Consider the following 26631-nt stretch of genomic DNA (forward strand, 5'->3'; position numbering starts at 1 on the left):
CCGCCGTCCTCGGCAACCACTCCGAAGTGCTCGACCTCGGCCGCGCCGACCGGCTCTACCGACCACCCCAACGCAAAGCCATCCGACTCCGCGACCGCCGCTGCCGCGCCCAAGGCTGCGACCACCCGGCCCCCTGGTGCGAGACCCACCACCTGAAGTCCTGGGCATCAGGCGGCAAGACCGACCTCGCCAACGCCATCACCCTCTGCTCCTGGCACCACCACCGCATCCACGACCCCCGCTACGAACACGAGGTCCTCCCCGACGGCGACCTCCTCATCCGCCGCAGGCGCGCTGCCTGACCGCGGGCGCCTCAGCTCTCGCTGACGTCGATCGTGACCACGACCTTGTGGGTCCTGATCGCGTTGCCACCGGGACCGCCGAACACCGAGTTCACGCCGATGAAGAACTTGTAGGTCTCGTTCGGGGCCAAGCCGGGCACCAGCGCCCGGACCGTGGCGGTGTCGGTCGTGGGCGCTGGAGCGAGCGTGAGACGGCTGGGCTGCACAGCGACCTTCGCGCCGGCGTGCTTCACCCCCAACGTCGTGATGAACGGCCCGTCACCGTGCGTTCGGTACTCGAACGACATCGTGACGACCGCGCTGCGGTCGCCGCCGTCGGGAAGACTCACGACGATCGGAGATACCTCGCCGATCCCGCCCGCGTCCCCTGAGTACACGGCGCTCGGACCCTCCAGGTAGTACCGCTGAACGCGCTGCACGGGGCTCGGAACCTCTGCCGATCTGCCGACGCCGATCGCGGCGCCTGAGGCGAAGACGGCGGCCGCTGTGACGGCGGTAGCGGCGGACAGGACCAGTGTGCGACGTCGCGTCATACCGCACGTTAACCCGCTCGCTACGACGAGCCGGGCACTTCGGCCGGCCGCAGGGTGGACCCGCGGATCACCCCCGGGCGGTGAGCACGATCGGGTCGCCGTCGGTGATCGCGATCGTGTGCTCGACGTGGGCGCCGCGGGAGCCGTCGGCGGAGCGGATCGTCCAGCCGTCGGGGTCGAAGACGATCTGGTCGGTGGTGTGCAGGAACCAGGGCTCGATCGCGATGACCAGGCCGGGGCGCAGCTTCAGGCCGCGACCGGGGACACCGTCGTTCGGGACGTGGGGCTCCCCGTGCATGGTGCGGCCCACGCCGTGGCCGCCGAACTGGAGGTTGGCGCGGAGCCCGGCGTCGCGGGCGACGGAGCCGATGGCCGCGGAGATGTCGCCGAGCCGGTTGCCGGACCGGGCCGCTGCGATGCCGGCGTCGAGCGCCCGCTGGGCGACGTCGATCAGGGCGAGGTCCTCCGGGCGCGGCGTACCGACGACGACGGACAGCGCGGAGTCGGACACCCAGCCGTCGACGGACGCGGCGAAGTCCACGGAGACCAGGTCGCCGTCCTGCAGCGTGTAGTCGTGCGGGAGACCGTGCAGGACCGCGTCGTTGACCGAGGTGCAGAGCACCTTGCCGAACGGCATCGCTCCGAACGACGGGTGGTAGTCGATGTAGCACGACTCCGCGCCGGCGTCCTTGATCATCCGGTGCGCCAGCTCGTCCAGCTCGAGGAGGTTGACCCCGACGTCCGCCTTCTCGGCCAGCGCGGTGATCACCGAGGCGACGAAGCGCCCGGCGGGTCGCATCTGCTCGATCTGGGTCGGGGTGCGGAGCTCGATCACGCGTCGAGCCTACTTCCCCTCCGACTGCGCCCACGCGGCGCTGGCATCGACGACGACGGCACTGTGGCTCGAGGCGTCGTCGGCGTCGAAGGCGAGGCCCTCGAGCTTGCCGTCGTAGATGTCGAGCGAACCGGTGATCGTGCTGGTGTCGCCGGGATCGAGAGCCGTGTTGCCCTCCAGGTAGGCGTCCTGCCAGTGCCCGCTGACCACGCCCTTCACCCGGACACCGTCGAGGAAGATGTACCGGTCGCTCGCGTTGCGGGCGTCGAAGGTGAACGTGCACGTCGTGGCCGCGAGCTCGTCGGTGTCGGCACAGCTCGCGGAGGTGACCCTGACGACGAGGTCGCCGTCGTCGGTGTGGAACTCCTCGCCGATCGCGACGCTCGGGTCCGGCGGCTCGACGAAGTCGAGCAGGTCGCCGAGGTAGCGGATCGCGATGAAGGTGATGGTCACCGACACCACGACGGCGACCGCGGAGAGCCCGGTGCCCCAGCCGGCCATCGCCGTCCCGCGGCCGACCGTGCGGCCGCGCCGGATGCCGGCGATGCCGAGACCGACGCCGACGAGTGCCGCCACCGCGCCGAGGAGGTTGACGATCGGGATCGCCGCGAGCACCAGCGACACGATGCCGAGCACCAGCGCGGCGACGGCCAGCCCGTTGCCGGGCTGCTGCGGCTGCGCGTGGGGAAACGGCGGCGGCGGCGGGGGTTGGCTCATGGCCCGAGAACCTAGTCGCGGAACCGGGGCGGCCGCTTCTCCTTGCGAGCGGCCACAGCCTCCTCGAAGTTCTGGGTGAGGAGCCGTACGAGGAGCTGGCCGGCGCCCTCGGCGTGCATGTGCTGCTCGAACGACGTCGCGTCGAGGGAGTCCACCAGCGTCCGCTTGGTCAGCTCCACGCCCGGCCTGCTCCACCGGGTGATGTCCGCGGCCGTCTCCAGGCAGGAGTCGAGCAGCTGGTCGTCGGGGACGACGCGGGAGACCAGCCCGATGGAGGCGGCCTCGGCGGCGGGGACGTCGCGCCCGGTCAGCATGATCTCCGCGGCCCGGGACGACCCGATCGCGCGGGGGAGCAGGTAGGACAGCCCGAGCTCCGACGCGGTGAGGCCGTTGTTGATGCCGGCCGCGCGGAAGTACGCCGACTCGGCGGCGACGCGGACGTCGCAGGCCAGCGCGAGGCACAGCCCGCCGCCGATGGCCGGACCGTTCACTGCCGCGATGACCGGCTGGTGCATCTTGCGCAGGGTCACCTGGATCTCGTCGAGCAGCTCCATCGCCCGCAGCGCGATCGTCACCGCCGTGAGCCCCTGGATGTTCGGCATCCGGCCGCGCTCGCCGCTCTGGTCCGCGCCGGAGCAGAAGCCTCGTCCTGCACCGGTCAGGACCACCACCCGCACCGTGTTGTCATCCGAGATGCCCCTGAGCACGTCGCGGAGCGGCACCATGACGTCGAAGGCCATGGAGTTCATCCGCTCGGGCCGGTTCAGCGTGACGACGGCGACGTCGTCCTTCGGCCGGTCGACCAGGACGAAGTCGTCGGTCATCGGTGCCGCCCCGTCAGTTCTGCGGCTTGTCGGCGCCGACGACCCACATCGCGAAGAACTGCGACCCGCCGCCGTAGGCGTGCCCGAGCGCGCGGCGTACGCCGTCCACCTGGTGCTCGCCCGCGGCGCCGCGCACCTGGAGCGCGGCCTCGCCGAACCGGAGCATCCCGGAGGCGCCGATCGGGTTGGAGGAGAGGACGCCACCGGAGCAGTTGACCGGGATCTTGCCGTCCATCGCGGTCTCACCGGCCTCGGTGAGCTTCCAGCCGGAGCCCTCCTCGGCGAAGCCGAGGTTCTCGAGCCACATCGGCTCAAACCACGAGAACGGGACGTAGATCTCGGCGGCGTCGATCTCCTCGATCGGCTTGGTGATGCCGGCCTGCTTCCACAGGGCAGCGGCTGCGTCGCGGCCGGCCTGCGGGTTCACCTGGTCGCGCTCCGCGGCCGTGGTCGCCTCCGATCGCATCACCGTGCCGTGGATCCATGCCGGGTTGGGGGAGGAGGCAGCGGTGTCCTCGTCCACGATCACGAGCGCGCACGCGCCGTCGCTCGAGGGGCAGGTCTCGTCGTACCGGATGGGGTCCCAGAGCATCTGGGAGGACAGGACCTGCTCGACCGTCTTCTGCTCGTGCAGGTGCGCGTAGGGGTTCTTCAGCGCGTTGGTCCGGTCCTTCGCGGCCACGATCGCGCCGATGTGCGTCGGGGCGTTGGAACGGCGGATGTAGGACCGGACGTGCGGAGCGAAGTAGCCACCGGCGCCGGCGTGGACCGGCATGTTGAACGGCAGCGGCACCGACAGCGCCCACATCGCGTTGGACTCCGACTGCTTCTCGTAGGCCACCGTGAGCACCCGCTTGTGGACGCCGGCCTGGACCAGCGAGGAGGCGACGATCGCGGTGGACCCTCCGACCGAACCGGCCGTGTGCACGCGCAGCAGCGGCTTTCCGGCGGCGCCGAGCGACTCGGCCAGGAACAGCTCGGGCATCATCACGCCCTCGAACAGGTCCGGTGCCTTGCCGACGACGATGGCGTCGATGTCGTCGAGCGACAGGTTCGCGTCGGCGAGCGCCCGGTCGATCGCCTCCCGGCACAGGCCCGCCATCGAGACGTCCTCGCGCTTCGCGCGGTGGTGCGTCTGTCCGACGCCGATGATCGCGGCAGGTTGCTTGGTCACTGCTTGCCACCTTCCAGGGTGCAGACGAGGTTCTGCTGGAGTGCCGGTCCCGACGTCGCGTGGGCGACTGCCTTGCTCGCCTCGCCCGACCAGATTCGCTGGGCCGCCTCGCCCACCCGGATGCCGCCACCGGAGAACATCGGGTTGCTGGTCAGCGCGCCGCCGGACGGGTTGATGACGACATCGTCGGCGAGCCCCAGCTCGCGTCGCAGGATCAGCTCCTGGTGGCTGAACGGCGCGTGCAGCTCGGCCACCTCGACGCCGTCCAGGTCGAGGGCAGCGGCGGCGCGCTCGGCGGAGGGCGAGCGGGTCAGGTCGCGGACGCCCATCCCCATCGGGTCGATGTAGTGGGAGATCCCGGTCAGCCAGGCGGGTCGCTCGCGCACGTCACGAGCGCGGTCGCCGGCAGCGAGCACGATGGCGGCTGCGCCGTCGGTGACCGGCGAGCAGTCGTGCTTGCGGAGCGGGTCGGCGTACATCGGCCGGGCCAGCAGCTCCTCGACCGAGGAGCCGCCCTTGCGGATGGCGTACTCGTTCTTCTCGGCGTCGGTCAGCGAGCGGTTGGCCACCTCGGCCATCGCGCGCTCGTCCCAGAGCCCGGCGTCGATGCCGGCGCGGGCCTGCAGGCCGGCGAGGGAGACGGTGTCGGGCCACAGCGGCGTCATCGTGTAGGGCTCGAGCTGCAGCGCGAGGGTACGGCGCAGCACGCCGGCGGAGCTCTTGCCGAAGGCGTAGACCAGCGCGGTGTCGACCTCGCCGGTCTGGATCTTCAGCCACGCCTCGTACATCGCCCAGGCGAGGTCCATCTCGACGTGCGACTCGTTGACCGGCGGGATCACGCCGATCGCGTCGACCGCCTGGACGAAGGAGAAGGAGCGGCCGGCCAGGTAGTCCGAGGAGCCGGAGCACCAGAACCCGACGTCCTTCCGGGTCCAGCCGGTCTGCTCGTAGCAGTCCTTGAAGACAGGGACGAGGAGCTCCACGCAGGTCGGTGACCCGTCGAACTCGGGCATCTGTCGCTGGGCGAACCCGACGACGGCGACGTCACGCATCTGACTCAGCTCTCCCGTCTCAGAGGTGGTGCTTGTAGGTGTCGTAGTCGGCGTCCGGCTCGCCGGTGGGCTCGAAGTGGTCGATGTTCTCCAGCGAGAACGTCCACTCGTCCTTCGGCTTCCACACGGCCTTGACCCGCATGCCCATCCGGACCTCCTCCGCCGGGACACCGAGGATCAGGTGCAGCACGGCGATGTCGGCGCCGTCGAGGAGGACGTACGCCGACACGTAGGGCGGCTTGATCTTCTGGCCGAGGAACGGGACGTTCACGATGCAGAACGTCGTCACCGTGCCGGTCTGCGCAAGCTCGACCTCCTCCTCGGTCGGCGTGCCGTCGGAGGGGCAGGCGCTGCGCGGCGGGATGTAGACCTTCTGGCAGGTCGGGCAGCGCTGGCCCATGATCCGGCCCTCGTTGAGCCCGCGGTAGAACAGCGACTCCTCGGGGGAGGCCGCGTAGTTGTAGTCGAGCGACACTGGTACGACGACGCCGGTCACCGGGTCGGTCTCGCTGCCAGCGGTGACCTCGTTCGCGGTCTCGGCCTCGCCCGGAGCCAGCGGCTCGAAACAGGCGATATCCGTGATGGCGCCGGTGCGCTCCTCGGCCCACCGCACCCGGACCCGCATGCCGGTGCGGACGTCCTCCGGCGAGGCGACGTCGAGCGCGTGCAGCAGGGGGACGGTCGCGCCGTCCAGCGTGACCAGGGCGAAGGCGAACGGCCGGTCGAACGGCTGTGCCTTCACGGGCTCCGGGACCCAGGTCCAGGAGGTGACCGTCCCGACCGGGGAGACCTCGACGAAGTCGGTGGTCGCCTCGTGGGTGACCGGGTCGAACTCGAGGGGCGGCACGACCACCTCGCCGGAGGAGGTGCGGCCGCCGACCACCACGCCGTCGCGGAGACCGGAGAAGAAGCGACCGATCACGGGGCCGGTGGAGCGGGTGTAGTCGAAGGCGACGGTGACCGGCGCCTGCAGGGTGCGGCTCATGGCCGAAAGTGAAACACGTTCTAGTTGTCGGCATCAAGTACGGCATGATGTGTCGCATGAAGCTGGGACTGCAGTTGGGCTACTGGGGCGCGCAGCCGCCGACCGGCACCGCCGAGCTCGTCGCCGCCGCCGAGGAGGCCGGCTGGGACGCGATGTTCACCGCCGAGGCGTGGGGGAGCGATGCGTTCACGCCGCTGGCGTGGTGGGGCCGGGAGACGTCGCGGCTGCGGCTCGGCACGAGCATCGTCCAGATGTCCGGGCGCACCCCGACGTCGATCGCGATGCACGCCCTGACGCTCGACCACCTCACCGGAGGCCGGGTGATCCTGGGCATGGGTGTGAGCGGTCCCCAGGTGGTCGAGGGCTGGTACGGGCAGCCGTTCTCCAAGCCGCTCGCCCGCACCCGGGAGGTCGTCTCGATCATCCGGAAGGTGCTGGCGCGCGAGGGGCCGGTCACCAACGACGGCCCGCACCACCCGCTGCCCTACACCGGCCCCGGCGCGGTCGGCCTCGGCAAGCCGCTCAAGTCGATCGTGCACCCGCTGCGTGCCGACATCCCGATCTGGCTCGGTGCCGAGGGTCCCAAGAACGTCGCCCAGACCGCGGAGATCGCGGACGGCTGGATCCCGATCTTCTACACGCCGAAGTCCGCCGGCATGTACCAGCCGTGGCTCGACGAGGGCTTCGCCCGCGAGGGCGCACGCCGTACCCGCGACGACTTCGAGATCGCGGCGACCTGCCACCTGCAGATCACCTCGAGCGAGGAGGAGCGGCGCGCCGTCATCGACGGCATCAAGCCGGTCGTCGCGCTCTACATGGGTGGCATGGGCGCGAAGGACCAGAACTTCCACAAGAACGTCTTCGAGCGGATGGGCTACGCGTCGATCACCGACCAGGTGCAGGAGCTGTTCCTCGCGCAGAAGCGCGACGAGGCGACGGCGCTGATCCCCGACGACCTCGTCGAGGAGATGCACATCGTCGGAGACGCCTCCTACGTCAAGGAGCGGGTCGCCGCGTGGGAGGAGACCGGCGTGACCACGCTCCTGCTCAGTGCCCGGTCCGCCGACGAGGTCCGGCAGATCGCCGAGACGATCGGCTGATGCGCCCGTAGCATTCAGGCATGCGGCTCCCGCACGAGAACGTCGCCACGGTCCTGGTGGACCCGCGCGTGCTCGCAGACGTGGAGATCGCGTTGATGGAGCTCGACCTGCGCCTGTGGCCGGTGCAGACCGCGCCGATCTGCCTCGACGGACCCCGGGCGGCGTTCCAGATCCGCAGGCGGATGCTCGAGCAGAAGCGCGGCGCCTGGGACCTGGCCGCGGACTGGGTGCCGGTGTGGATCAGCTTCGGCGAGAGCTGGCGCAGCGGCGACGACCCGCTGCCGTGGGCGGCCCACAAGACGTTGTGGCGCATCCTCGAGGAGTACGCCGACCACGTCCGCTACCAGAAGCGGCTGGGCGGCGTACGCCCGCTCGACGTGCCGGAGGAGCGCGTCTCGTAGGAGGGCGCGCGTCCTTGCCCGCGACTAGAACAGGTTCTAGTCTGCACCGCATGGACGACAAGCTCCGCCTGCCCGCCCACAACGGTCACGTGATGGTCGCCGCCCTGAAGCGGCACGCCAAGCGCCCGATCGTGCACCTCGGCGACGTGACCCTGACCGGCCGGGAGACGGCCGACCGGATCTCCCAGTACATCCAGGCCTTCGAGTCGCTGGGAGCGGGCCGGCAGGCGCCGGGCGCGTTGCTCGCGCTGAACCGGCCGGAGGTGCTCTTCATCCTCGGTGCGGGGCAGACCCAGGGCTACCGGCGCACGTCGCTGCACCCGCTCGGCTCGGCGGACGACCACGCCTACGTCATCAACGATGCCGGCATCACCACGCTGGTCGTCGACCCCTACTTCGCGGGCCGGGCCGTGGAGCTGCTCGACAAGTGCCCGGCCCTCAAGCAGGTCCTGACGATCGGCTCGGTCCCCGAGGAGCTCGCCGACGTCGCGACCGACCTGACCGAGGTGGCCGCGACCTTCGAGCCCCAGCCGCTCACCGCCGCCCTGCTCGAGCCCGGCCACATCACCTCGATCACCTACACCGGCGGCACGACCGGCAAGCCGAAGGGCGTCATCGGGACGGTGCGTGCGTTCTCGACGATGGCGCAGGTGCAGATGGCGGAGTGGGAGTGGCCCGAGGAGCCGCGGTTCCTCATGTGCACGCCGTTGTCCCACGCGGGCGCGGCGTTCTTCGTGCCGGTGGTGCTCCAGGGCGGGACGCTGTTCGTGTCCGCGCGGTTCGACCCGGCCGAGGTGCTCGCGACCATCGAGGAGAAGCGGATCAACTCGCTGATGCTCGTGCCGACGATGCTCTACGCGCTGCTCGACCACCCCGACTCGCGCACCCGCGACCTGAGCTCGCTCGAGACGGTCTACTACGGCGCGTCCGCGATCAACCCGGTGCGGCTGAAGGAGGCGATCGAGCGGTTCGGGCCGATCTTCGCGCAATACTACGGCCAGTCCGAGGCGCCGATGGTGATCAGCTACTTCCGCAAGGGCGACCACGTCGACGAGGACGGCAAGCCGGCCGAGGCGCGGCTGACCTCGTGCGGCCGGCCGTCGGCGTACGTCCGCGCGGCGCTGCTCGACGAGGCCGGCAACCCGGTGCCGCAGGGTGAGCCCGGGGAGATCTGCGTCGCCGGGCCGCTGCTCGCCGAGGGCTACTGGCAGAAGCCGGAGGAGACGGCGGAGACCTTCCGCGACGGCTGGATGCACACCGGCGACGTGGCGCGTGAGGACGAGGACGGGTTCTGGTACATCGTCGACCGCACCAAGGACATGATCGTGACCGGCGGGTTCAACGTGTTCCCGCGCGAGGTCGAGGACGTCGTCGCCGAGCACCCGGCGATCGCGCAGGTCGGCGTGATCGGCACCCCGCACGAGAAGTTCGGCGAGGCGGTGACCGCGATCGTCGTCCTCCGGGAGGGCCACGAGCTCACCGACGAGGTGGTCGCCGAGATCCAGCAGATGGTCAAGGACCGGAAGGGGTCGGTCCAGGCGCCCAAGCAGGTGATCGCCGTGGACGCGCTGCCGGTGACGGGCCTGGGGAAGCCCGACAAGAAGGCGCTGCGGGCGCAGTACTGGGACAGCACGGGCCGCAGCGTCGGCTGACGCTGCGGCCCCGGGACGTCGCTGCTGCTAGACGCCTTCCTGCACCGGGTAGATCTCGTCCGCCACGAGGCCGTGGGCCTCGCGGTGCACGGTGTTGGCGGCCTCGGCGTCGGGGGCGTCGACCAGGCAGAAGATCTTGCCGCCGGCCTCGTCGACCCAGTACCGCAGGTACTGGACGTCGTAGCCGCTCTGGGTGGCGAGGTCGGCCTGGTGCGCCTTGACGACGTCGTCGATGCTGACTCCGCCGTCCATGTGGTGAACGTCCATGAAGAGTGCCATCGGAATGCTCCTTCGGTGGTGGTGGCTGCTGCCACAGAAGCTAGGCGCCGGCCGCACCTCGCCGGATCCGTGACGACTGCCTAGATTTCGCGCCTACCTACCTAGGTTGCCTAGGTCGACGGGGCGAGCTCCGCGGCACGACGTACGGCGTCCGCGCGGTTGGTGACGCCGAGCTTGGCCAGCACCGCGCTGACGTGGTGGTCCACGGTGCGGGTGGAGAGGACCAGCCGGTCGGCGATCTCGGCGTTGGTGAGGCCGTCGACGAGGTGGTCGAGCACCTCCGCCTCCCGGGCGGTGAGACCGGCGGGATGCGCCTTCGTCGTGCGTCGCGGGCCGCGTGCCGTCCGCGCTCCGCTCGCCCGCAGCAGCCGGCGGGCCTTCTCTGCGGCCGGCTCGGTGCCCAGCCTCTGGAAGACGGCCACCGCCTCCTCGATCGCGGCCGGCTCGCCGGACGACGCGAGCGCCATCGCCGCCTCGTAGGGACACCCACGGTCCCGCCACGCCCGGGCCGCGGCTCGGTGGTCCCCGCGCAGCTCCTCGGCGTACGGCGACGGCGGCTCCTCCGGCCGGCGGACGTCCTCGCCGAGCCGCCGGAGGGCGACCGCGAGCTCCGCCCGCTGCCACGGGTGCGATCCCGCGGTGGCGGCGAAGGCCCGCCGGAGCTCGTCGTCCACGTCGATGTCGTCCTCCGTGAGCCAGGCGAGCTCGCACACGGCCGTGAGGATCGGCAGCAGCCACTCCGGGTCACCCGACGCCCGGGCCTGCTCGCGCGCCGACGCGAGCTCGGCCCGGATGCCCGGCGACCCGCGCCGTACGCGGCCGGTCACGTACGGGAGCCGGAGGTGGTGACGGTTCATCTCCGACGCCGGCTGTGCGAGCAGCCGGCCCGCGAGGAGGACGGCCTCGCCGACCTGGCCGCGGCGCAGCAGCACCTGGGCCCGGGAGGCGTCCAGGCACAGGCCCCAGGTGCGCAGCTCGTGCTCCTCGCACCACCGGACGCCCTCGGCCCAGGCCCACTCGTACTCGTCGAGGCGCAGCCGGATCACGGCGAGCTCGTAGAGGTTGGCGAACGCCCGGCCGGCCTGCGCGTCGGCCCGCGACCCGCGGGCGATGCGGAGCGCGCGCTCGACCTCCGGCAGGCCGTCCTTGCCCTGGGCCTCGCGGAGGAAGCCGCGGGTCTGCATGGCGTGCGCGACGACCTCGGCGTTGCCGAGCTCGGTGGCGAGGCGCACCGCGTCGTCGAGCTCCGCGATCCGCTCGTCGAGCGGGTCGTCGGCGACGAAGCCGTGGTAGGCCAGCGCCCAGGCGCGCTCGGAGGTGCCGGGCGTCGCCTCCGTCAGCGCGAGCAGCTCGGCCGCCGCGATTGCCGCGGCCCGGGGCTGGCACAGCCGCCACAGGCACTGGACGCGGTGGCGCATGCTGTTGCACAGCGCCGCCGCGTCGTCGGCCCGGCGGCGGATCCGCAGCACCTGGGTGTTCGTCGCGAGGGCGTCCTCCCAGCTGTCGTTGAGCCCGTAGAGCACCGACAGCTCGTCGAGCAGGTCGGCGCGGACCTGGTCGTCGACGCCGATCCGGTCGGCCGCCTCCAGGGCGCGCTCGAGGTGGGCCGCACCCTCGCGCGTGGAGTGGAACCGCCTGGCCTCGCGCGCCGCGGCGCAGGCGTGGTCGAAGGTCGCCCGGGGGTCGTCGGCGTGCTGGGCATGGTGGGCGAGCGCGGCGTGGTCGGCGTCGCCGACCCCGTCCCTGCTGAGGAGGGCGTACGCCGTGCGGTGCAGCTCGAGGGCCTGGTGGGCCGGAAGGGACCGCTCGACCGCCCGCCGGGTCAGCTCGTGGTCGAACGCGTAGCGCCCGTCGCCCTCGACGAGCGCGCCGTGGGCGACGCACTCGTCGATGTCGGCGACGGGGACGCCGGCGACGCTCGCGATGAGGTGCGCGGTCGCCGGCCGGCTCAGCACCGCGGCTGCGGCGAGCAGCCGCTGCGCCGCGGGCGAGTGGCGGGCGACCCGGGCGCGGACGACGTCGGCGACCGAGGTCGGCACCTCGCGGTCGGGGTCGGCGAGCAGCTCCCGGACGTAGAACGGGTTGCCGCCGCTGACGCTGAAGACCCGCTCCGGGTCCAGCCCGCCCTCGACCGCGAGCCGCGTCGTCGCCTCGGCCGACAGCGGCGGCAGCACCATCCGCCGGGTCGAGCCGTGCGACGCCACGCCGCCGACGACGCCGGCGAGCACAGCGTCGCGCGCGGCCTCGGACTGCCGGTAGGTCACGATCACCAGGGCCCGCGTCCTGCCGACGCGGCGCGCGACGTAGGACAGCCAGTCGAGGGTGGCCTCGTCGGCCCAGTGGAGGTCCTCGACCACCATCACGACGGCGCGGCGGTCGGGCCTGTCGAGCGCGCGCACCGAGGCCGCGAAGAGTTCGTTGCGCTCCACGCTCTCGCGTGCCAGGGCGGCGAGCTCGCCGCCGACACTGGTCGCGATCTCGAACAGCGGCCCCAGCGGCCGGGGCGTGAAGCTGGCGTCGCACGCGCCCCACAGCCAGGTCGCGTCGGCGTGGCGGTCGCGGAAGGTGTCGACCAGGCTGGTCTTGCCGATCCCGGCGTCGCCGGAGAGCAGCACGAGGCGGCCGTGACCGTCGGCGGCCGAGGCGACGTACTCGTCGAGGGCGCGAAGGTAGGTGTCGCGCTCCAGGAGCTCCACAACGGGAGGGTACGGCGATCCGGCCGCTCCCGCTCGGCGCTGGTAAAAGCCTTTACGTTGCGGTCAGCGGCCCCGGAACTCCGGCTTCCGCTTCTCCAGGAACGCCCGCGGGCCCTCCTTGGCGTCCTCGGAGGAGAACACGGCGGCGCCGACCCGCGCGTCGTCCTTCCAGCAGTCCTCCTCGTGCTTGCCCTCGGAGTCGCGCATGGTCCGCAGGATCGCCTGGACGGCGAGTGGGCCGTTCGCGGCGACCATGTCGGCGAGCTCGTGAGCCTTCGCGAGCGCCTCGCCGTCGGGCACGACGTGGCCGATCAGGCCGAGCTCCTTCGCCTCCGGCGCGAGCAGGGTCCGCCCGGTGAGCAGCAGCTCCGCGGCCACCGTGTAGGGGATCTGGCGGGGGAGCCGGACCGCGGAGCCGCCCATCGGGTACAGGCTCCACCGGGCCTCCGCGACGCCGAACTTCGCGGACTCGCCGGCCACCCGGATGTCGGTGCCCTGCAGGATCTCGGTGCCGCCGGCGATCGCGGGGCCCTCCACCGCGGCGATCAGCGGCTTGGTCAGGCGGAAGCCCTTGAGCAGCCCCTTGATGACCGAGGGGTCGAACTCGCCGGACTCGAAGCTCTCCGAGGGCGGCTTGTCGTCCGCGGCCTTGAGGTCCATGCCCGCGCAGAAGTAGCCGCCCGCACCGGTGAGGATGCAGACCCGGATCTCCGGGTCCTCGTTGACCCGGTCCCAGGCCTGCTCCATGATCCGCAGCATCTCCGAGGAGAGCGCGTTGCGCTTCTCGGGCCGGTTCATGGTGACGACCAGCTTGTGGCCGTCCTGCTCGACGTGGCAATCAGTCACGGTGGGTCACGCTAGCGAAAAACTGGAACGTGTTCTAGTCTCGGCGGCGTGGCCCTGAACATCGCCGACCTCTTCGAGCACGCCGTCGACGCCGTACCCGAGAAGCCTGCCGTGCAGGTGGGTGACCGAGTCATCTCCTTCGGGGAGCTGGAGGCCGAGTCCAACCGGCTCGCGCACTTCCTCCAGCAGCGGGGGATCGGTGCGGGGGACCACGTGGGCCTCTACGCCAAGAACAGCATCGAGCACGTGATCGCGCTGCTGGCCGTCCTCAAGGTGCGGGCGGTCGCGGTCAACGTCAACTACCGCTACGTCGCCGGCGAGCTCGACTACATCTTCGACAACGCCGACCTCAAGGGTCTCGTCTTCGACCGGGTGTACGCCGACCTGGTGGCCGAGGTCTCGCCGAAGCACCAGCAGCTCCAGACCTTCGTGGGACTGCCCGACCCGATCGACCCCGACGACACCTCGGACGTCGAGGGCTTCGGCGGAGTGATGCTCGCCGACGCCGTCGCGGACCAGAGCGACGCCCGCGACTTCGGCGAGCGCAGCCCCGACGACCTCCACATCATCTACACCGGCGGCACCACCGGCTACCCGAAGGGCGTGATGTGGAGGCACGAGGACTTCTGGCGTGTCCTCGGCGGCGGAATCGACTTCATGACGGGCGAGCCGCTCGAGGAGTACGACCAGTCGAAGAAGGCGCTGCAGGAGAGCCTCGTCACGCTGCCGCTCAGCCCGCTCATGCACGGCGGCGCCCAGGCCTCGCTGCTGATGCACCTCTTCGCCGGTCAGAACACGATCCTCGAGCCGAAGTTCGACCCGGTGCGCACGTGGGAGATCGTCGACAAGTACGGCGTGCAGATGCTCTTCATGACCGGCGACGCCATGGCGCGCCCACTCATCGAGGCCTACGAGGCGGGCGACTACAGCGGCCAGACGCTGTTCGCGATCGCCTCCAGCGCGGCGATCTTCAGCAAGGCCATCAAGGAGCGGTGGATGGCGAGGTTCCCCAACGCCGTGTTCACCGACTCGGTCGGCTCCTCGGAGACCGGCTTCCAGGGGACCGGCCTGCAGGACGCCAGCGCGCTGTCGACCGACGGCCCGGTCGTCTCGATCCCCGCGACGACGGTGATCCTCGACGACGACAACCGCCTGCTGGACCCGGTGAAGGACGTCGGCAAGATCGGCCGCACCGCGCGGTCGGGCAACGTGCCGGTCGGCTACTACAAGGATCCCGAGAAGTCGGCCAAGACGTTCGTCGAGATCGACGGCGTCCGGTACTCGATCCCCGGCGACTACGCCCGGATCGAGGAGGGCAACAGGATCACGCTGCTGGGCCGCGGCTCCAACTGCGTGAACACCGGAGGGGAGAAGGTCTACCCCGAGGAGGTCGAGATGGCCATCAAGGGCCACCCGGCCGTCTACGACGCACTGGTCGTCGGCCTGCCGGACGACAAGTACGGCCAGGCCGTCGCCGCTGTCGTGCAGCCCCGCGAGGGCGAGACCGTCGAGCTCGACGACCTGCGGTCCTTCCTCCGCACGCACCTGTCCGGCTACAAGCTGCCGCGCGCGCTCACGATCGTCGACGAGATCCCGCGCAACGCCACCGGCAAGGCGCAGTACCCGAGGGCCAAGGAGCTCGCCCTGGCCTCCCACACCACCGTAGGAGCCTGATGCGCACCCCGCTGTGCGATGCCTTCGGCATCGACCACCCCATCTTCGCGTTCACCCCGAGCGAGCACGTCGCCGCGGCCGTCTCCCGCGCGGGCGGCCTGGGCGTGCTGGGCTGCGTACGGTTCAACGACGCCGAGGAGCTCGACCGGGTCCTCGACTGGATGGACGAGAACACCGACGGCAAGCCGTACGGCGTCGACGTCGTCATGCCGATGAAGATCCCGACCGAGGGCACCTCGACGGACCTGTCGACGTACATCCCGGACGAGCACAAGCAGTGGGTCGACGAGACCCTGCTCAAGCTGGGCGTGCCCCCGCTCCCGGAGGGCGAGGGCCGCGAGGGCGTGCTCGGCTGGCTGCACTCGATGGCGCGGTCGCACGTGGACGTCGCGCTGCAGCACCGGCCGGTGCTGATCGCCAACGCGCTCGGCACCCCGCCCAACGACGTCATCGAGCAGTGCCACGCGGCCGGGCTGAAGGTCGCGGCGCTCGCCGGTGCGCCGAAGCACGCGGTGAGCCACGTCGCCAACGGCGTCGACATCATCGTCGCCCAGGGCTACGAGGCCGGTGGCCACACCGGTGAGATCGCGAGCATGGTGCTGACGCCCGACATCGTCGACGCCGTCGGCCCCGGCGTCCCGGTGCTCGGCGCCGGCGGGATCGGGTCCGGACGGCAGATCGCCGCATCCCTCGCGCTCGGCTCGCAGGGCGTGTGGACGGGCTCGATCTGGCTCGGGACCGAGGAGTACCGCAACCTCACGTCCAACCAGGGCTGGGAGACCGCCTTCCTCCGCGCCACGAGCTCCGACACCGTCCGCACCCGGATCTACACCGGCAAGCCGGCGCGGCTGCTCAAGACGAAGTGGACCGAGGCCTGGGCGGAGGAGGGCGCGCCGCAGCCGCTGCCCATGCCGCTGCAGAACCTGCTCGTCGCCGAGGCGCACAACCGGATCAACGCCTCCGGCGACCCGGACGTCATCTCGATGCCCGTGGGCCAGATCGTCGGCCGGATGAACGAGGTCAAGCCGGTCGCGCAGGTGATGGCCGAGCTGGTCGCCGAGTTCGAGGAGACGGTCAAGAAGCTCGACGGGATCGCGGACGCCTGAGATGGGGCGGCTCGGGCGGTGGCGGCCGGTCGTGGTCGCGACGGTGCTCGCGACGGGCGTCGTCGGTTCCAGCCTCGCCGCCGCGCTGGGTGACCAGGGTCCTCCGAGCGTTGCGGAGTCCACCCCGGTCACGAGCTGCGCGCCGGGCTCGATGCCCGAGACGACGTCCGTCCAGGGCCGGGTGCCGAGTGCGGACTTCCGCTCGGGCCGCGCGCTGAAGGGCTACACCTGCAACACCCGGATGGTGTCCCGGCACGGGCGCACCGGCGGGTTCAAGGTGCTGCGCTACACCGACGCCGCCGGGCACACGTGCGCCTACTACGACTCGACGCTGTTCCTCGGCAAGGACGTCGTCACCAACCTGCTCAACGGGACCGGGCTCGGCGTCGTGGTGCTCGACATGAGCGACCCCGCGCACCCCCGGAAGACCGCCAACCTGGTCTCGCCGGCGATGCTCTCGCCGCACGAGTCGCTGCTGCTCAACGAGCCGCGCGGCCTGCTGGCCGGGGTGATGGGGACCGCGGCGACGGCGCCCGGCATCCTCGACGTCTACGACGTCCGCACCGACTGCCGGCACCCGCGACTGCTGTCGTCCAGCCCGGCCGGCGTGCTCGGCCACGAGAGCGGCTGGTCCCCGGACGGGATGACGTTCTGGGCGTCGGGCGCGGCGGGCTTCACGATGACGGCCGTCGACCTCAGCGACCCGCGCCGGCCACGGACGATCCGCACCTACCCGGGGGTCGTGAGCCACGGCCTGCGCTTCTCGCCCGACGGCCGGACGATGTACGTCGCCGACATGGGCACGCCGAGCGTCCACAGCATCCTCGACAACCCCGGGCTGCGGATCTACGACGTCTCCCAGGTCCAGGACCGGGTGGGCCACCCCGACATCAAGCTGCTCTCGGAGCTGCACTGGGACGACGCGTCCATCCCGCAGGTCGCCCAGCCGTTCACCAGCGGCGGCCGCGACTACGTGCTGGAGGTCGACGAGTTCACCGACTACTTCGGCGACGGGCTGACCAAGATCTTCCAGAAGGACGCTCCGGTCGGGGCCGCCCGGATCATCGACGTCGACGACCCGCAGCACCCGTTCGTCGTCTCGGACCTGCGGCTGCAGGTGCACGACCAGCAGTACCGCACCGACGACGTCCTGTCCGACCGCGGCGCCCGGAGCCCGGTGCAGGGCTACGCCGCGCACTACTGCTCGGTCCCGACCCAGGCCGACCCGCAGATCGCGGCCTGCTCGATGATCGCCTCCGGGTTGCGGCTCTTCGACATCAGCGACGTCGCGCATCCCAAGGAGGTCGGCTACTTCAACATGCCGTCCAACGCGGGTGGCTGGGCGATGTCGCAGCCCGCGTGGGACGTCGGGAACCACTCGGTCTGGTACACCGACGGCAACAACGGCTTCTTCGACGTCGCGCTCGACGGCGACGCCCGGGCGCTGCTGGACCGCTGACGCCTCGGGTCAGAAGGTGTAGCCGAACGCGTCGAGGTCCTTGGCGAACACCTCGGCGACCCGGTCACGGGCGGCGACCGAGTAGTACTCGCGGTAGCCCGTGCGGGGGCTGGGGTTGTGGTGCCCGATGCCCTCGGCCGACAGGCCGAAGCGCTCCAGGGCGGTCGCGGCATCGGCGCCGAGGTTCTCGGTGCGGCCGATGAAGTCGGCTCGGCGGCCGTCGACCTGCAGGTAGTCGATCTGCGGCCGCGACAGACGGGGCGACGCGTCGGGCCCGCGGAACACGAACTCCTCGAAGTCGCGGTACTGCGCGACCTCGGCCCACATCGCGTTGGCCGCCCGCGGCGAGTGCCCCTTCTCCGCGACGTCGCGCCGCCACTCGTCGATCATCGACCACCAGGAGACCATCCGGTCCCACGGGTTCCGCACGAAGCCGAACGCCCAGTAGTCGCGGACGTCCGGGAACTGGCGGTGGATCGCCCGCAGCGGCAGGTGCCGCGAGGGCGAGCGACGCACCCGGGCGGGATCGAGCTGCGCCAGGACCAAGCGGTCGATCGTCGTCCCGCCGGTCTTCTGGATGTGCACGAAGACGAACCGGTGCTGGTCGCTGATGATCACGACGGGACGCTAGCGCGCGAGGTCGCCCCCGATCGCGAGCGCCTGCTCGGTGGCGCCGCCGTAGAGGAACTCGAACCGCTTGGCGCTGGTGAAGTAGCGGTGCGCCTCGCCGTCCAGGTCGATCCCGACGCCGCCGTGCACGTGCACGGTCGTGTGCGCGAGCCGGTGACCGGCGTCCGCGGCCCAGAGCTTGGCGACGGCGACCTCGGTCGCCGCGTCGAGGCCCTCGGAGAGCCGCCAGACCGCCTGCCACAGCGTGAGCCGCTGGCCCAGGACGTCGATGAAGCCGTCGGCGAGCCGTTGGGAGACCGCCTGGAAGGTGCCGATCGGGCGCCCGAACTGCTCGCGCGTCTTGGCGTACGCCGACGTGAGCGCGAGTGCGCCCTCGGTCACCCCCAGCTGCTCCGCAGCCCCGCACACGGTGAGCAGCTGCCCGAGCAGCTCGGCGTCGCCGACGAGGGAGCCGGGCGCGTCGGTGAACGTGACGAGCGCGGCGGCGTCGCCGTCGCTGGTGTGCTGGACGGCGCGCTCGACGCCACCCGCAGTCGCGTCCACGAGGTAGACGCCGGGGCCGTCCGGGCCGGAGGCCGTCACGAGGAGGGCATCGGCAGCCGTGCCCGCCCGGACCAGCGTCTTCACGCCGTTCAACCGTCCGTCGCCGTCGGCGGTGACCGTGGGGGAGGACGGCAGGTGCGACCGCTCCTCGGCGACCGCGGCGGCGTACAGCCCGGCGTCGGCGGGGTGCCCGCCCCCGCCGAGGAAGGCGACGCACGCGCCGTGCACGGCCAGCGGGACCGGCGCGACCTTGCGGCCGACCTCGACCAGCACGCGGGCCAGCTCGATCAGGTCCAGCTCGGTCCAGTCGAAGGCGTCGCCGAGCTTGGCCCAGAGATCGCGGTCGAACCGGTCACCACCGGCCTCGACCTCCTTCATCCGCTCGGGGGTCGCCCGGTCGCCGACGATCCGCGCCGCGAGCTCCGCGGCCTCGTCCTGCTCGGGGGTGAACAGAAAGTCCATGGTCCCTACCTCTTCGCCGCGGGCAGGCCGAGGCCGACGTACCCGATGATGTCGCGCTGGATCTCATTGGTGCCGCCGCCGAAGGTCATCACCAGCGAGGAGCGGTGGAAGCGCTCGAGCCGGCCGGCGAGGGCGGCACCGGGGGAGTCCGCGGTCACGCCTGCGTGCGGCCCGACGATCTCCATCAGGCTGCGGTAGACCTCGGTGGCGAGCTCGGAGCCGTAGATCTTGGTCGCCGAGGCCTCGGCCGGCGAGAGCGCGACGCCGTGGTCGGCGTCGGCCGCCAGCTTCCAGTTGATGAGCGACAGGGCCTCGATCCGGGCGTGCGCCCGACCGAGCGCGATCCGCACCCACTCGGTGTCGATCACCCGCGAGCCGTCCGGGTTCCGCGTCTCGGCGGCCCAGTCCTTGACCAGCTGCAGAGAGCGGACGAGCGGTGCTGCCGAGGTGAGGGCGACCCGCTCGTGGTTGAGCTGGTTGGTCATCAGCGCCCAGCCGCCACCGCGCTCGGCCACCAGGTTGGCGGCCGGCACCCGCACGTCCTCGTAGTACGTCGCACTGGTGTGGACTCCCGCGACCGTGTGCACCGGCGTGTAGGAGAACCCCGGGGAGTCGGCGGGCACCAGGATCATCGAGAGGCCCTTGTGACGGGGCGCGTCGGGCTCGGTGCGGCAGGCCAGCCAGATCCAGTCGGCGTACTGGATGAGCGAGGTCCACATCTTCTGCCCGTTGATCACCCACTCGTCGCCCTCGAGGGTCGCCCTCGTCTGGAGGGAGGCGAGGTCCGTGCCGGAGCCCGGCTCGGAGTAGCCGATCGAGAAGTGCAGCTCGCCGGCGAGGATCCGGGGGAGGAAGTACTCCTTCTGCTCGTCGCTGCCGAACCGCATGATGGTCGGACCGACGGTGTTGAGCGTCAGGTAGGGGATCGGCACGCCGGCGACGGCGGCGACGTCGGTGAAGATCAGCTGCTCGATCATCGAACGGTCCTGGCCGCCGTACTCCTTGGGCCAGCCGATCCCCAGCCAGCCGTCCTTGCCGATCCGGCGGATCACGTCCTTGTAGACGCTCGCCTCGCCGAACTCACCGGTCGCCGACGCGAGCCCGGCGCGGATCTCCGGGGTCACGAGGTCGGCGAAGTACTCCCTGAGCTCCTCGCGCAGGGCGACCTGCGACGGCTCCAACTCGACGTGCACGAGGCCTCCTGTGGCATGGGTCAAGCGGGGTGTTCGTTGTCAGACTAGCGGCAAAACTGTAACGTGTTCTACATGAGCGACACCCCCAAGACGGATGTGCGGAGCCTGGACCCGGGCACGACGCCGATGCGCTACGCCCGGGGTTGGCACTGCCTCGGCCTCGCGTCCACGTTCGCCGACGGGAGGCCGCACGCGATCACCGGCTTCGGCACCAAGCTCGTGGTCTGGCAGGACAGCCACGGCGAGCTCAACGTGCTCGACGGCTACTGCCGGCACATGGGCGGCGACCTCACCCAGGGCGAGGTCAAGGGCGACAACGTCGCCTGTCCCTTCCACGACTGGCGCTGGGGCGGCGACGGCAAGTGCAAGGAGATCCCCTACGCCCGGCGGGTCCCGCTGCGGGCGCGCACCCGGCGCTACGAGACCGCGGTCCGCAACGGCCAGCTGCTGGTCTGGAACGACCCCGAGGGCTCGGCTGCGGACCGCGATCTGCTGCCGCCCGAGCTGCCCGGCGTGGCCCAAGGCATCGGCGAGAAGAACGACCTCTACACCGACTGGAGCTGGGAGGTCGTCCCGATCGACGGCTCCCACTGCCGCGAGCTGATCGACAACGTCGCGGACATGGCGCACTTCTACTACGTGCACTTCTCGTTCCCGACGAGCTTCCGCAACATCTTCGAGGGCAACACCGCGACCCAGTTCATGGAGTCGAAGGGTCGTCCCGACAAGGCCGGCGGGTACGGCGACGCGGAGCTGTTCCTCAAGTCGGAGGCGACCTACTACGGGCCGTCGTACATGATCAACTGGCTCGACGTGGACTACAAGGGCTTCCAGACCGAGGTCATTCTCGTGAACTGCCACATCCCGACCGGCCCCGACTCGTTCACGCTGCAGTACGGGATCACCGTGAAGAAGCCCGAGGGCCTGGACGACAAGACCACCGCCTACATCGCGAAGAAGTACGCCAAGATGTTCGGCGAGGGCTTCCTCCAGGACGTGCACATCTGGCAGAACAAGGTGGCCGTCCAGAACCCGCTGCTGTGCGAGGAGGACGGCCCCGTCTACCAGCTGCGGCGGTGGTACGAGCAGTTCTACACGGACGTCGCGGACGTCAAGCCGGAGATGACCGACCGGTTCGAGTTCGAGGTCGACACCACCAAGGCCAACGAGTACTGGCACGCGGAGGTGGCGGCCAACCTCGCGCGACGGACCGAGGAGACGGCGGACGCCTGATGGCCTCCTTCGTCCCCACGAGCCCCGCGACGCTCGCCGACGCCGAGCTCTACACGCACGCGCGGATGATCGAGGTGGAGTGCCTCGACTGCCTCGCGCACGTGACGGTGAAGAAGAACAGCGAGCACCACACCTCGATCCAGTGGACCCAGGAGGCGGTCCGGGCCTGCCCGCAGCTGTGTCGGAGGCAACCTTCCGGTGACCGGGACGGCCACCGGGGATGCCCCCGGCTGGCCGCTAGCATCGACGCCGCCGTGCGCTCGGGGACGATCCCCGTCGGCGCCGAAGACGGCTACTGAGCTGCTGAGCGATTGAGCTGGGGGAAGTCTTGGACATCGAGTCCTTCGAGCTGAAGGTCGTCGACATCGTCGACGAGACGACCGAGGCGCGCTCGATCAGCTTCGAGGTGCCCGAGGGCGCCGCGGAGAAGTTCGCGTACAAGCCGGGGCAGTTCCTGACCCTCGCCGTCCCCAGCGACCAGACCGGGATCGCCGCACGCTGCTACTCGCTGTCGAGCAGCCCGCACGACGGCGGACCGCTGACCGTCACCGTCAAGCGGACCGCCGAGGGCTACGCCTCCAACTGGGTGTGCGACAACCTCTCGGTCGGCGACACGATGCGCGTCCTGCCGCCGTCGGGCATCTTCACGCCCGCCGACATCAACGCCGACCTGCTGCTCTTCGCAGGCGGGTCGGGCGTGACGCCGATCATGTCGATCACGCGCACCGCGCTCGCGGACGGCAAGGGCAGGATCGTCCTCTTCTACGCGAACCGCGACGAGGGATCGGTCATCTTCGCCGAGGAGCTCACGCGGCTCTCGGCTGAGAACCCGGACCGGCTGCAGGTCATCCACTGGCTGGAGTCGGTCCAGGGACTCCCCACGCCCGAGCAGGTCAAGGCCTTCGCGAGCCAGTACCTGGACCACGACGCCTTCGTGTGCGGCCCTGCGCCCTACATGAAGCTGGTGACCACGGCGCTCAAGGAGCTGGAGTTCCCCCGGGAGCGGCGGCACCAGGAGAAGTTCGTGTCGCTGGGCGGCAACCCGTTCGGCGACCTCGCCCAGGCGGAGGCGGCCGAGGCCGAGATGGCACTTGCCGACGCCGACGAGGACAGCGCCGCTGCCGACGTGTTCGCCGACCTGCCGGCCGGGCCGGTCAAGGTCGAGGTCGAGCTCGACGGGACGGACTACACGTTCGACGACTGGGACCCACGCACCAGGCTGCTCGAGTTCCTGGAGAGCAAGGGCGTGCCGGCGCCGTACTCCTGCCGCGAGGGGGAGTGCTCGGCCTGCGCGATCCGGCTGCTCGAGGGCGAGGTGCGGATGCTCAACAACGACGTCCTCGATGCCGACGACCTCGCCGACGGCATCCGGCTCGGCTGCCAGTCACTGCCGACGACCGACACTGTCCGGGTCACCTACAGCTGACAAGGCGGTGGCCCCACCCCGACGAAGCGGGTGGGGCCACCGCTGAGCGGACCGGACGCGCCCGACGACCGGTCCGCTCACCCCCCAGCTCGGGAGGCAGTCAGGCCTGCGCTGCCATGCAGGTGTCGAGACGCTCCTGCGCGTGCTCCACGCGCTTGGCCTGCGCCTTCTTGGCCTTGCCGTTCTTCATGGTCGGGTGCGCCGCGAACTTCGCCTGGAGATCGGCGAGCTTGGCGGTCGCCCGGTCGAGCTGCGCCTGCTGGGTCGCGCAGGGCGCGTCGTCGTCGGCCTGCGCAGCAACCGGAGCCGCGACGGCCCCGAGGGCGAGGCAGGAGACGAACGCGACGGCGGTGGTGCGGATCTTCATGAGTGTTGTCCTCCCTGTCATTGGTCCCGCGCGGGACCTCATGCCTGGAGATGTCGGCTGGTGTGTCGGGCGTTACATCTTTCCGTGCCCGCCCTGCGGATGCACCGGGTGGGCTGGGTGTGCCGGATGTGCCGGGTGCGGGGGATGGGCCGGGTGCCCGCTGGGCGCGTGGTGCGCGGGATGGCCCGGCTGCGCGGCCTGCGTCGGGTGCGCCGGGTGTGCCGGGTGTGCCGGGTGGCTCGGGTGCACCGGATGCGTCGGGTGCACCGGATGCGTCGGCTGAACGGGATGCGTCGGGGGCACCGGATGCGTCGGGTGGTCGGCTCGCGGCCCGGTGTTGTGTTCGCCGTGGGTGCGGTGGCCTCGGGTCGACCCCGACGTCTCCGGAGTGAGCTGCGCCGGCGGCGAGATCGGGACCGCGGGCGAACCGGACGGCACCGGGTGGTGGGTCGGCGCGTGCCGGGTGGGGGAGGACTGCCACGGAGCGTCGAGCACGCCGGCCGCGTAGGCGGTCCCGAGCCCGCCCACCGCGAGGGCCCCCAGGGCAACCGCCGCGGCAGCGCCGTGCCGCACCCGCCCTCCCCGGCCCGTCGCGGCAGCGGGACCCGGCGCCGCGGCCAGTGCCGCCAGCCGCTGGACCGTGCCGGCGTCGGCATGGCGTGTGCGCACGTCTGCGCGGAGCCGACGGCTGACGTCGTCCCGGGTCGTCCTGCGCGAACTGCTCACAGCTGAACGATGTCATGAGGGCCCGCGATCGTTACGCTGCGGCCGGAGGCCGTTCCGGATCGACCTTGGGGGAAGGGCGGACGATGGTGCGTCGGGGTGCGGACGGACCCCTCGTGGCGCGCGCGAAGGACGGCGACGAGGTCGCCTGGCGCGAGCTCTACCTCCTGCACGCCCGCCGACTCGTCGTCTGGCTCGGCTCGGTTCCCACCGGCGACGCGGCCGCCACTCCCGAGGACGTTGCGTCCGAGACGTGGACCGTGGCCGCGACCCGGATCCGGGACTTCCACGGCACCGAGGACGACTTCGGCGGCTGGCTGGTCGGCATCGCCCGGAAGGTCGCCGCCAACCACCGCCGGCGGGTCCAGCGACGCCGCACCGACGCGACCGACGACGTCGGGGACGGCGCGGCGCCCCTGGTCGACTCGCCGGAGACGGAGGTGGGCGGCCAGGACCTGACCCGGCGGCTGCTCGAGCAGCTCAGCCCCCGCGAGGCGGAGGTCATCGCCTGCATCGACGTCGTCGGTCTCGACGTGGCCGCGACGGCCCGCGCGCTCGGTATGTCGACGACGGCGGTCCGGGTGGCGAGGCACCGCGGTCTCGGGCGGCTGCGCCGTCTCGTCGACGACGAGACGGGGACGATTAGTTAGCCGACCGCAACTAAATTGGTTGACCGTGACCACCGACGCGACCACGTCGTCCCGGAAGCGCACCTCGGTCGACAGCCCGCGGTACCGCTGGGTCGCCCTGTCGAACACGACGCTCGGGATCCTGATCAGCACGATCAACTCCTCGATCGTGCTGATCTCGCTGCCGGCGATCTTCAAGGGCATCGACGTCGACCCGCTCGGCGCAGGGAACGTGACCTACCTGCTGTGGATGATCATGGGGTTCCTGGTCGTCTCCGCGGTGCTGGTGGTCGTGCTCGGCCGGCTGGGCGACATGTTCGGCCGGGTCAAGATCTACAACCTGGGCTTCGTCGTCTTCACGGTCGCGTCGGTCGCGCTGTCGCTCGACCCGTTCCACGGCAGTGCCGGGGCGCTCTGGCTGATCCTCGGCCGGATGGTCCAGGGGGTCGGCGGGTCGATGCTGTTCGCGAACTCCACCGCGATCCTCACCGACGCGTTCCCCGCCGAGCAGCGCGGGATGGCGCTGGGCATCAACAACGTGGCGGCGGTCGCGGGCTCGTTCCTCGGGCTGATCGTCGGCGGCGTGCTGTCGGAGGTCGACTGGCGGCTGGTGTTCTGGGTGTCCGTGCCGATCGGGATCGCGGGCACGGTCTGGTCCTACCTGTCGCTGCACGAGACCGGCGAGCGGCGGCCGGGCGGTCTGGATCCCTGGGGGAACCTGACCTTCGCGGTCGGGCTCACGTCGATCCTGGTGGCGATCACCTACGGCATCCAGCCCTACGACGGCCACACCATGGGCTGGGGGAACCCGTGGGTGCTGCTCGGCCTGATCGGCGGCGCGGCGCTCCTCGGCCTGTTCTGCTGGATCGAGACCAGGGTCGCCGAGCCGATGTTCGCGATGAGCCTGTTCCGGATCCGGCCCTTCTGGGCAGGGAACCTGGCCTCGCTGCTCGCCTCGGTCGCCCGGGGCGGCATGCAGTTCATGCTGATCATCTGGCTGCAGGGAATCTGGCTCCCGATCCACGGCTACTCCTACGAGTCGACGCCGTTGTGGGCCGGCATCTACATGCTGCCGCTGACCGTCGGGTTCCTCGTCGCCGGCCCGGTCTCGGGCGTGCTCTCCGACCGGTTCGGCGCCCGCGTGTTCGCCACCGCCGGCTGCCTGCTCGTCGCGGTCACGTTCGTCGGGTTCCTGGTGATCCCGGTGGACTTCCCGTACTGGCTGTTCGCGGCGATCCTGCTCCTCAACGGCCTGGCCTCGGGGCTGTTCGCGGCCCCCAACGCCTCCGCGATCATGAACTCCGTGCCCGCGCACCAGCGCGGCGCGGCTTCGGGGATGCGCGGCACGTTCTTCAACGCCGGGTCGTCGCTCTCGATCGGGGTGTTCTTCTCACTGATGATCGCCGGCCTCGCAGCCAAGCTGCCCAGCACCCTCACGGGCGGCCTGCAGGCTCACGGCGTCGCGGCACCGGCAGCAGAGGCCGCCGGCCAGCTCCCGCCCGTGGCCTCGCTCTTCGCCTCGTTCCTCGGGTTCAACCCGATCGCCACGATCCTCGACCAGATCGACAGGCTCGGCGTGCCGGTGGGCATCCGCCTCGACGACTCCGACGCCGACTACGCCAAGCTGACCGACCAGCACTTCTTCCCGCAGCTGATGTCCGCGCCGTTCCACCACGGCCTGGTCGTGGTGTTCGCCTCGGCCGCAGGCATGTGCCTGTTGGCAGCGGTCGCTTCCTGGCTCGCGGGCGGGAAGTACTACCACGCCGACGAGCCGGCGAAGGAGGGCTGAG

General features: G+C 71.1%; 26 protein-coding genes. 12 read left to right on the forward strand and 14 right to left on the reverse strand.

Annotated features, from left to right (window positions below; translation table 11 throughout):
• Positions 1-302: HNH endonuclease signature motif containing protein (locus ABD709_RS18290; protein WP_344778113.1), on the forward strand; the 302-nt coding region annotated here is incomplete at its 5' end.
• Positions 303-313: 11 nt separating this feature from the next.
• On the opposite strand, the gene ABD709_RS18295 is transcribed toward ABD709_RS18290, so the two are convergent.
• From ABD709_RS18295 to ABD709_RS18325, 7 genes are all read right to left on the reverse strand, one after another.
• Complete coding sequence (locus tag ABD709_RS18295) at positions 314-679, reverse strand: hypothetical protein (RefSeq protein WP_344778115.1); 366 nt, start codon at positions 677-679, stop codon at positions 314-316.
• A gap of 223 nt (positions 680-902) precedes the next feature.
• A complete protein-coding gene (gene map, locus ABD709_RS18300; protein ID WP_344778117.1) occupies positions 903-1670 on the reverse strand; it encodes a type I methionyl aminopeptidase in 768 nt (255 codons plus the stop codon).
• A gap of 9 nt (positions 1671-1679) precedes the next feature.
• Complete coding sequence (locus tag ABD709_RS18305) at positions 1680-2387, reverse strand: DUF4190 domain-containing protein (protein WP_344778119.1); 708 nt, start codon at positions 2385-2387, stop codon at positions 1680-1682.
• An 11-nt stretch (positions 2388-2398) separates the two neighbouring features.
• Complete coding sequence (locus tag ABD709_RS18310) at positions 2399-3211, reverse strand: enoyl-CoA hydratase (RefSeq protein ID WP_344778121.1); 813 nt, start codon at positions 3209-3211, stop codon at positions 2399-2401.
• A gap of 13 nt (positions 3212-3224) precedes the next feature.
• Positions 3225-4385 (reverse strand): thiolase domain-containing protein, encoded by a 1161-nt coding sequence (locus ABD709_RS18315; protein ID WP_344778123.1) that lies wholly within the window; start codon positions 4383-4385, stop codon positions 3225-3227.
• Entirely contained in the window at positions 4382-5437 is a 1056-nt protein-coding gene (locus tag ABD709_RS18320) for a thiolase domain-containing protein (RefSeq protein WP_344778125.1), read from the reverse strand. The genes ABD709_RS18315 and ABD709_RS18320 overlap by 4 nt, the downstream gene beginning before the upstream one ends.
• A 19-nt stretch (positions 5438-5456) precedes the next feature.
• Positions 5457-6422 (reverse strand): Zn-ribbon domain-containing OB-fold protein, encoded by a 966-nt coding sequence (locus tag ABD709_RS18325; RefSeq protein ID WP_344778127.1) that lies wholly within the window; start codon positions 6420-6422, stop codon positions 5457-5459.
• A 47-nt stretch (positions 6423-6469) separates the two neighbouring features.
• Here ABD709_RS18325 and ABD709_RS18330 point away from each other — a divergent pair, with 47 nt between their 5' ends.
• The 3 genes from ABD709_RS18330 to fadD8 are packed head-to-tail and all read left to right on the forward strand — an operon-like array spanning position 6470 to position 9575.
• Positions 6470-7522 carry an LLM class F420-dependent oxidoreductase gene (locus ABD709_RS18330; RefSeq protein WP_344778292.1) on the forward strand — a complete coding sequence of 351 codons (1053 nt, stop codon included), beginning with the start codon at positions 6470-6472 and terminating at the stop codon, positions 7520-7522.
• 20 nt (positions 7523-7542) lie between these two features.
• Positions 7543-7923, forward strand: coding sequence for a hypothetical protein (locus tag ABD709_RS18335; protein WP_344778129.1), 381 nt, complete (start codon positions 7543-7545; stop codon positions 7921-7923).
• Between the two features lie 50 nt (positions 7924-7973).
• On the forward strand, positions 7974-9575 hold the full coding sequence (gene fadD8, locus ABD709_RS18340) for a fatty-acid--CoA ligase FadD8 (protein ID WP_344778131.1): 1602 nt from the start codon (positions 7974-7976) through the stop codon (positions 9573-9575).
• Between the two features lie 27 nt (positions 9576-9602).
• On the opposite strand, the gene ABD709_RS18345 is transcribed toward fadD8, so the two are convergent.
• The 3 genes from ABD709_RS18345 to ABD709_RS18355 all read right to left on the reverse strand — a co-directional run bounded on the left by ABD709_RS18345 (position 9603) and on the right by ABD709_RS18355 (position 13396).
• Positions 9603-9854, reverse strand: a complete 252-nt coding sequence (locus ABD709_RS18345) for a DUF4242 domain-containing protein (RefSeq protein ID WP_344778133.1) — start codon at positions 9852-9854, stop codon at positions 9603-9605.
• A 110-nt stretch (positions 9855-9964) separates the two neighbouring features.
• Entirely contained in the window at positions 9965-12550 is a 2586-nt protein-coding gene (locus ABD709_RS18350; RefSeq protein WP_344778135.1) for an AAA family ATPase, read from the reverse strand.
• 63 nt (positions 12551-12613) lie between these two features.
• Positions 12614-13396 carry a crotonase/enoyl-CoA hydratase family protein gene (locus ABD709_RS18355; RefSeq protein ID WP_344778137.1) on the reverse strand — a complete coding sequence of 261 codons (783 nt, stop codon included), beginning with the start codon at positions 13394-13396 and terminating at the stop codon, positions 12614-12616.
• Positions 13397-13444: 48 nt separating this feature from the next.
• Here ABD709_RS18355 and ABD709_RS18360 point away from each other — a divergent pair, with 48 nt between their 5' ends.
• Genes ABD709_RS18360 through ABD709_RS18370 form a run of 3 tightly spaced genes read left to right on the forward strand, consistent with a single transcriptional unit; the run spans position 13445 to position 17635 of the window.
• Complete coding sequence (locus ABD709_RS18360) at positions 13445-15070, forward strand: acyl-CoA synthetase (RefSeq protein ID WP_344778139.1); 1626 nt, start codon at positions 13445-13447, stop codon at positions 15068-15070.
• A complete protein-coding gene (locus ABD709_RS18365) occupies positions 15070-16176 on the forward strand; it encodes an NAD(P)H-dependent flavin oxidoreductase (RefSeq protein ID WP_344778141.1) in 1107 nt (368 codons plus the stop codon). The genes ABD709_RS18360 and ABD709_RS18365 overlap by 1 nt, the downstream gene beginning before the upstream one ends.
• 1 nt (position 16177) lies before the next feature.
• Positions 16178-17635 (forward strand): LVIVD repeat-containing protein, encoded by a 1458-nt coding sequence (locus ABD709_RS18370; protein ID WP_344778143.1) that lies wholly within the window; start codon positions 16178-16180, stop codon positions 17633-17635.
• Positions 17636-17644: 9 nt separating this feature from the next.
• On the opposite strand, the gene ABD709_RS18375 is transcribed toward ABD709_RS18370, so the two are convergent.
• Genes ABD709_RS18375 through ABD709_RS18385 form a run of 3 tightly spaced genes read right to left on the reverse strand, consistent with a single transcriptional unit; the run spans position 17645 to position 20463 of the window.
• Positions 17645-18253 carry a sulfotransferase family 2 domain-containing protein gene (locus ABD709_RS18375; protein WP_344778145.1) on the reverse strand — a complete coding sequence of 203 codons (609 nt, stop codon included), beginning with the start codon at positions 18251-18253 and terminating at the stop codon, positions 17645-17647.
• Between the two features lie 9 nt (positions 18254-18262).
• Entirely contained in the window at positions 18263-19270 is a 1008-nt protein-coding gene (locus tag ABD709_RS18380) for an acyl-CoA dehydrogenase family protein (RefSeq protein ID WP_344778147.1), read from the reverse strand.
• A gap of 5 nt (positions 19271-19275) precedes the next feature.
• Positions 19276-20463, reverse strand: coding sequence for an acyl-CoA dehydrogenase family protein (locus ABD709_RS18385; protein WP_344778149.1), 1188 nt, complete (start codon positions 20461-20463; stop codon positions 19276-19278).
• Between the two features lie 72 nt (positions 20464-20535).
• Here ABD709_RS18385 and ABD709_RS18390 point away from each other — a divergent pair, with 72 nt between their 5' ends.
• From ABD709_RS18390 to ABD709_RS18400, 3 genes are read left to right on the forward strand one after another with little or no spacing between them, the layout of a single operon-like run.
• Positions 20536-21696 carry a 3-ketosteroid-9-alpha-monooxygenase, oxygenase component gene (locus ABD709_RS18390; RefSeq protein WP_344778151.1) on the forward strand — a complete coding sequence of 387 codons (1161 nt, stop codon included), beginning with the start codon at positions 20536-20538 and terminating at the stop codon, positions 21694-21696.
• Complete coding sequence (locus ABD709_RS18395; protein ID WP_344778153.1) at positions 21696-21995, forward strand: hypothetical protein; 300 nt, start codon at positions 21696-21698, stop codon at positions 21993-21995. The genes ABD709_RS18390 and ABD709_RS18395 overlap by 1 nt, the downstream gene beginning before the upstream one ends.
• Positions 21996-22024: 29 nt before the next feature.
• Positions 22025-23122: a 2Fe-2S iron-sulfur cluster-binding protein gene (locus ABD709_RS18400; RefSeq protein WP_344778155.1), complete on the forward strand. Its 1098-nt coding sequence runs from the start codon at positions 22025-22027 to the stop codon at positions 23120-23122.
• A gap of 100 nt (positions 23123-23222) precedes the next feature.
• Here the strand turns inward: ABD709_RS18400 and ABD709_RS18405 are convergent, their stop codons facing one another.
• Positions 23223-23489, reverse strand: a complete 267-nt coding sequence (locus tag ABD709_RS18405; protein ID WP_344778157.1) for a hypothetical protein — start codon at positions 23487-23489, stop codon at positions 23223-23225.
• Positions 23490-24328: 839 nt separating this feature from the next.
• Between ABD709_RS18405 and ABD709_RS18410 the strand changes: the two genes are divergently transcribed.
• Positions 24329-24862, forward strand: a complete 534-nt coding sequence (locus ABD709_RS18410; protein WP_344778159.1) for an RNA polymerase sigma factor — start codon at positions 24329-24331, stop codon at positions 24860-24862.
• A 25-nt stretch (positions 24863-24887) separates the two neighbouring features.
• On the forward strand, positions 24888-26630 hold the full coding sequence (locus ABD709_RS18415; RefSeq protein ID WP_344778161.1) for an MFS transporter: 1743 nt from the start codon (positions 24888-24890) through the stop codon (positions 26628-26630).
• The last annotated feature ends 1 nt before the right edge of the window (position 26631 follow it).

Source organism: Nocardioides panacisoli (assembly GCF_039537325.1).
Taxonomy (GTDB): Bacteria; Actinomycetota; Actinomycetes; order Propionibacteriales; family Nocardioidaceae; genus Nocardioides; species Nocardioides panacisoli.

Excerpts from the sequence above, each read along its gene's own strand:
- ABD709_RS18320 (WP_344778125.1), bottom strand. The coding sequence starts at position 5,437 with ATGCGTGACGTCGCCGTCGTCGGGTTCGCCCAGCGACAGATGCCCGAG.
- ABD709_RS18370 (WP_344778143.1), top strand. The coding sequence starts at position 16,178 with ATGGGGCGGCTCGGGCGGTGGCGGCCGGTCGTGGTCGCGACGGTGCTC.
- ABD709_RS18330 (WP_344778292.1), top strand. The coding sequence starts at position 6,470 with ATGTGTCGCATGAAGCTGGGACTGCAGTTGGGCTACTGGGGCGCGCAG.
- ABD709_RS18390 (WP_344778151.1), top strand. The coding sequence starts at position 20,536 with ATGAGCGACACCCCCAAGACGGATGTGCGGAGCCTGGACCCGGGCACG.
- ABD709_RS18305 (WP_344778119.1), bottom strand. The coding sequence starts at position 2,387 with ATGAGCCAACCCCCGCCGCCGCCGCCGTTTCCCCACGCGCAGCCGCAG.
- ABD709_RS18325 (WP_344778127.1), bottom strand. The coding sequence starts at position 6,422 with ATGAGCCGCACCCTGCAGGCGCCGGTCACCGTCGCCTTCGACTACACC.
- ABD709_RS18365 (WP_344778141.1), top strand. The coding sequence starts at position 15,070 with ATGCGCACCCCGCTGTGCGATGCCTTCGGCATCGACCACCCCATCTTC.
- ABD709_RS18395 (WP_344778153.1), top strand. The coding sequence starts at position 21,696 with ATGGCCTCCTTCGTCCCCACGAGCCCCGCGACGCTCGCCGACGCCGAG.
- ABD709_RS18380 (WP_344778147.1), bottom strand. The coding sequence starts at position 19,270 with ATGGACTTTCTGTTCACCCCCGAGCAGGACGAGGCCGCGGAGCTCGCG.
- ABD709_RS18405 (WP_344778157.1), bottom strand. The coding sequence starts at position 23,489 with ATGAAGATCCGCACCACCGCCGTCGCGTTCGTCTCCTGCCTCGCCCTC.
- ABD709_RS18310 (WP_344778121.1), bottom strand. The coding sequence starts at position 3,211 with ATGACCGACGACTTCGTCCTGGTCGACCGGCCGAAGGACGACGTCGCC.
- fadD8 (WP_344778131.1), top strand. The coding sequence starts at position 7,974 with ATGGACGACAAGCTCCGCCTGCCCGCCCACAACGGTCACGTGATGGTC.
- ABD709_RS18335 (WP_344778129.1), top strand. The coding sequence starts at position 7,543 with ATGCGGCTCCCGCACGAGAACGTCGCCACGGTCCTGGTGGACCCGCGC.
- ABD709_RS18345 (WP_344778133.1), bottom strand. The coding sequence starts at position 9,854 with ATGGCACTCTTCATGGACGTTCACCACATGGACGGCGGAGTCAGCATC.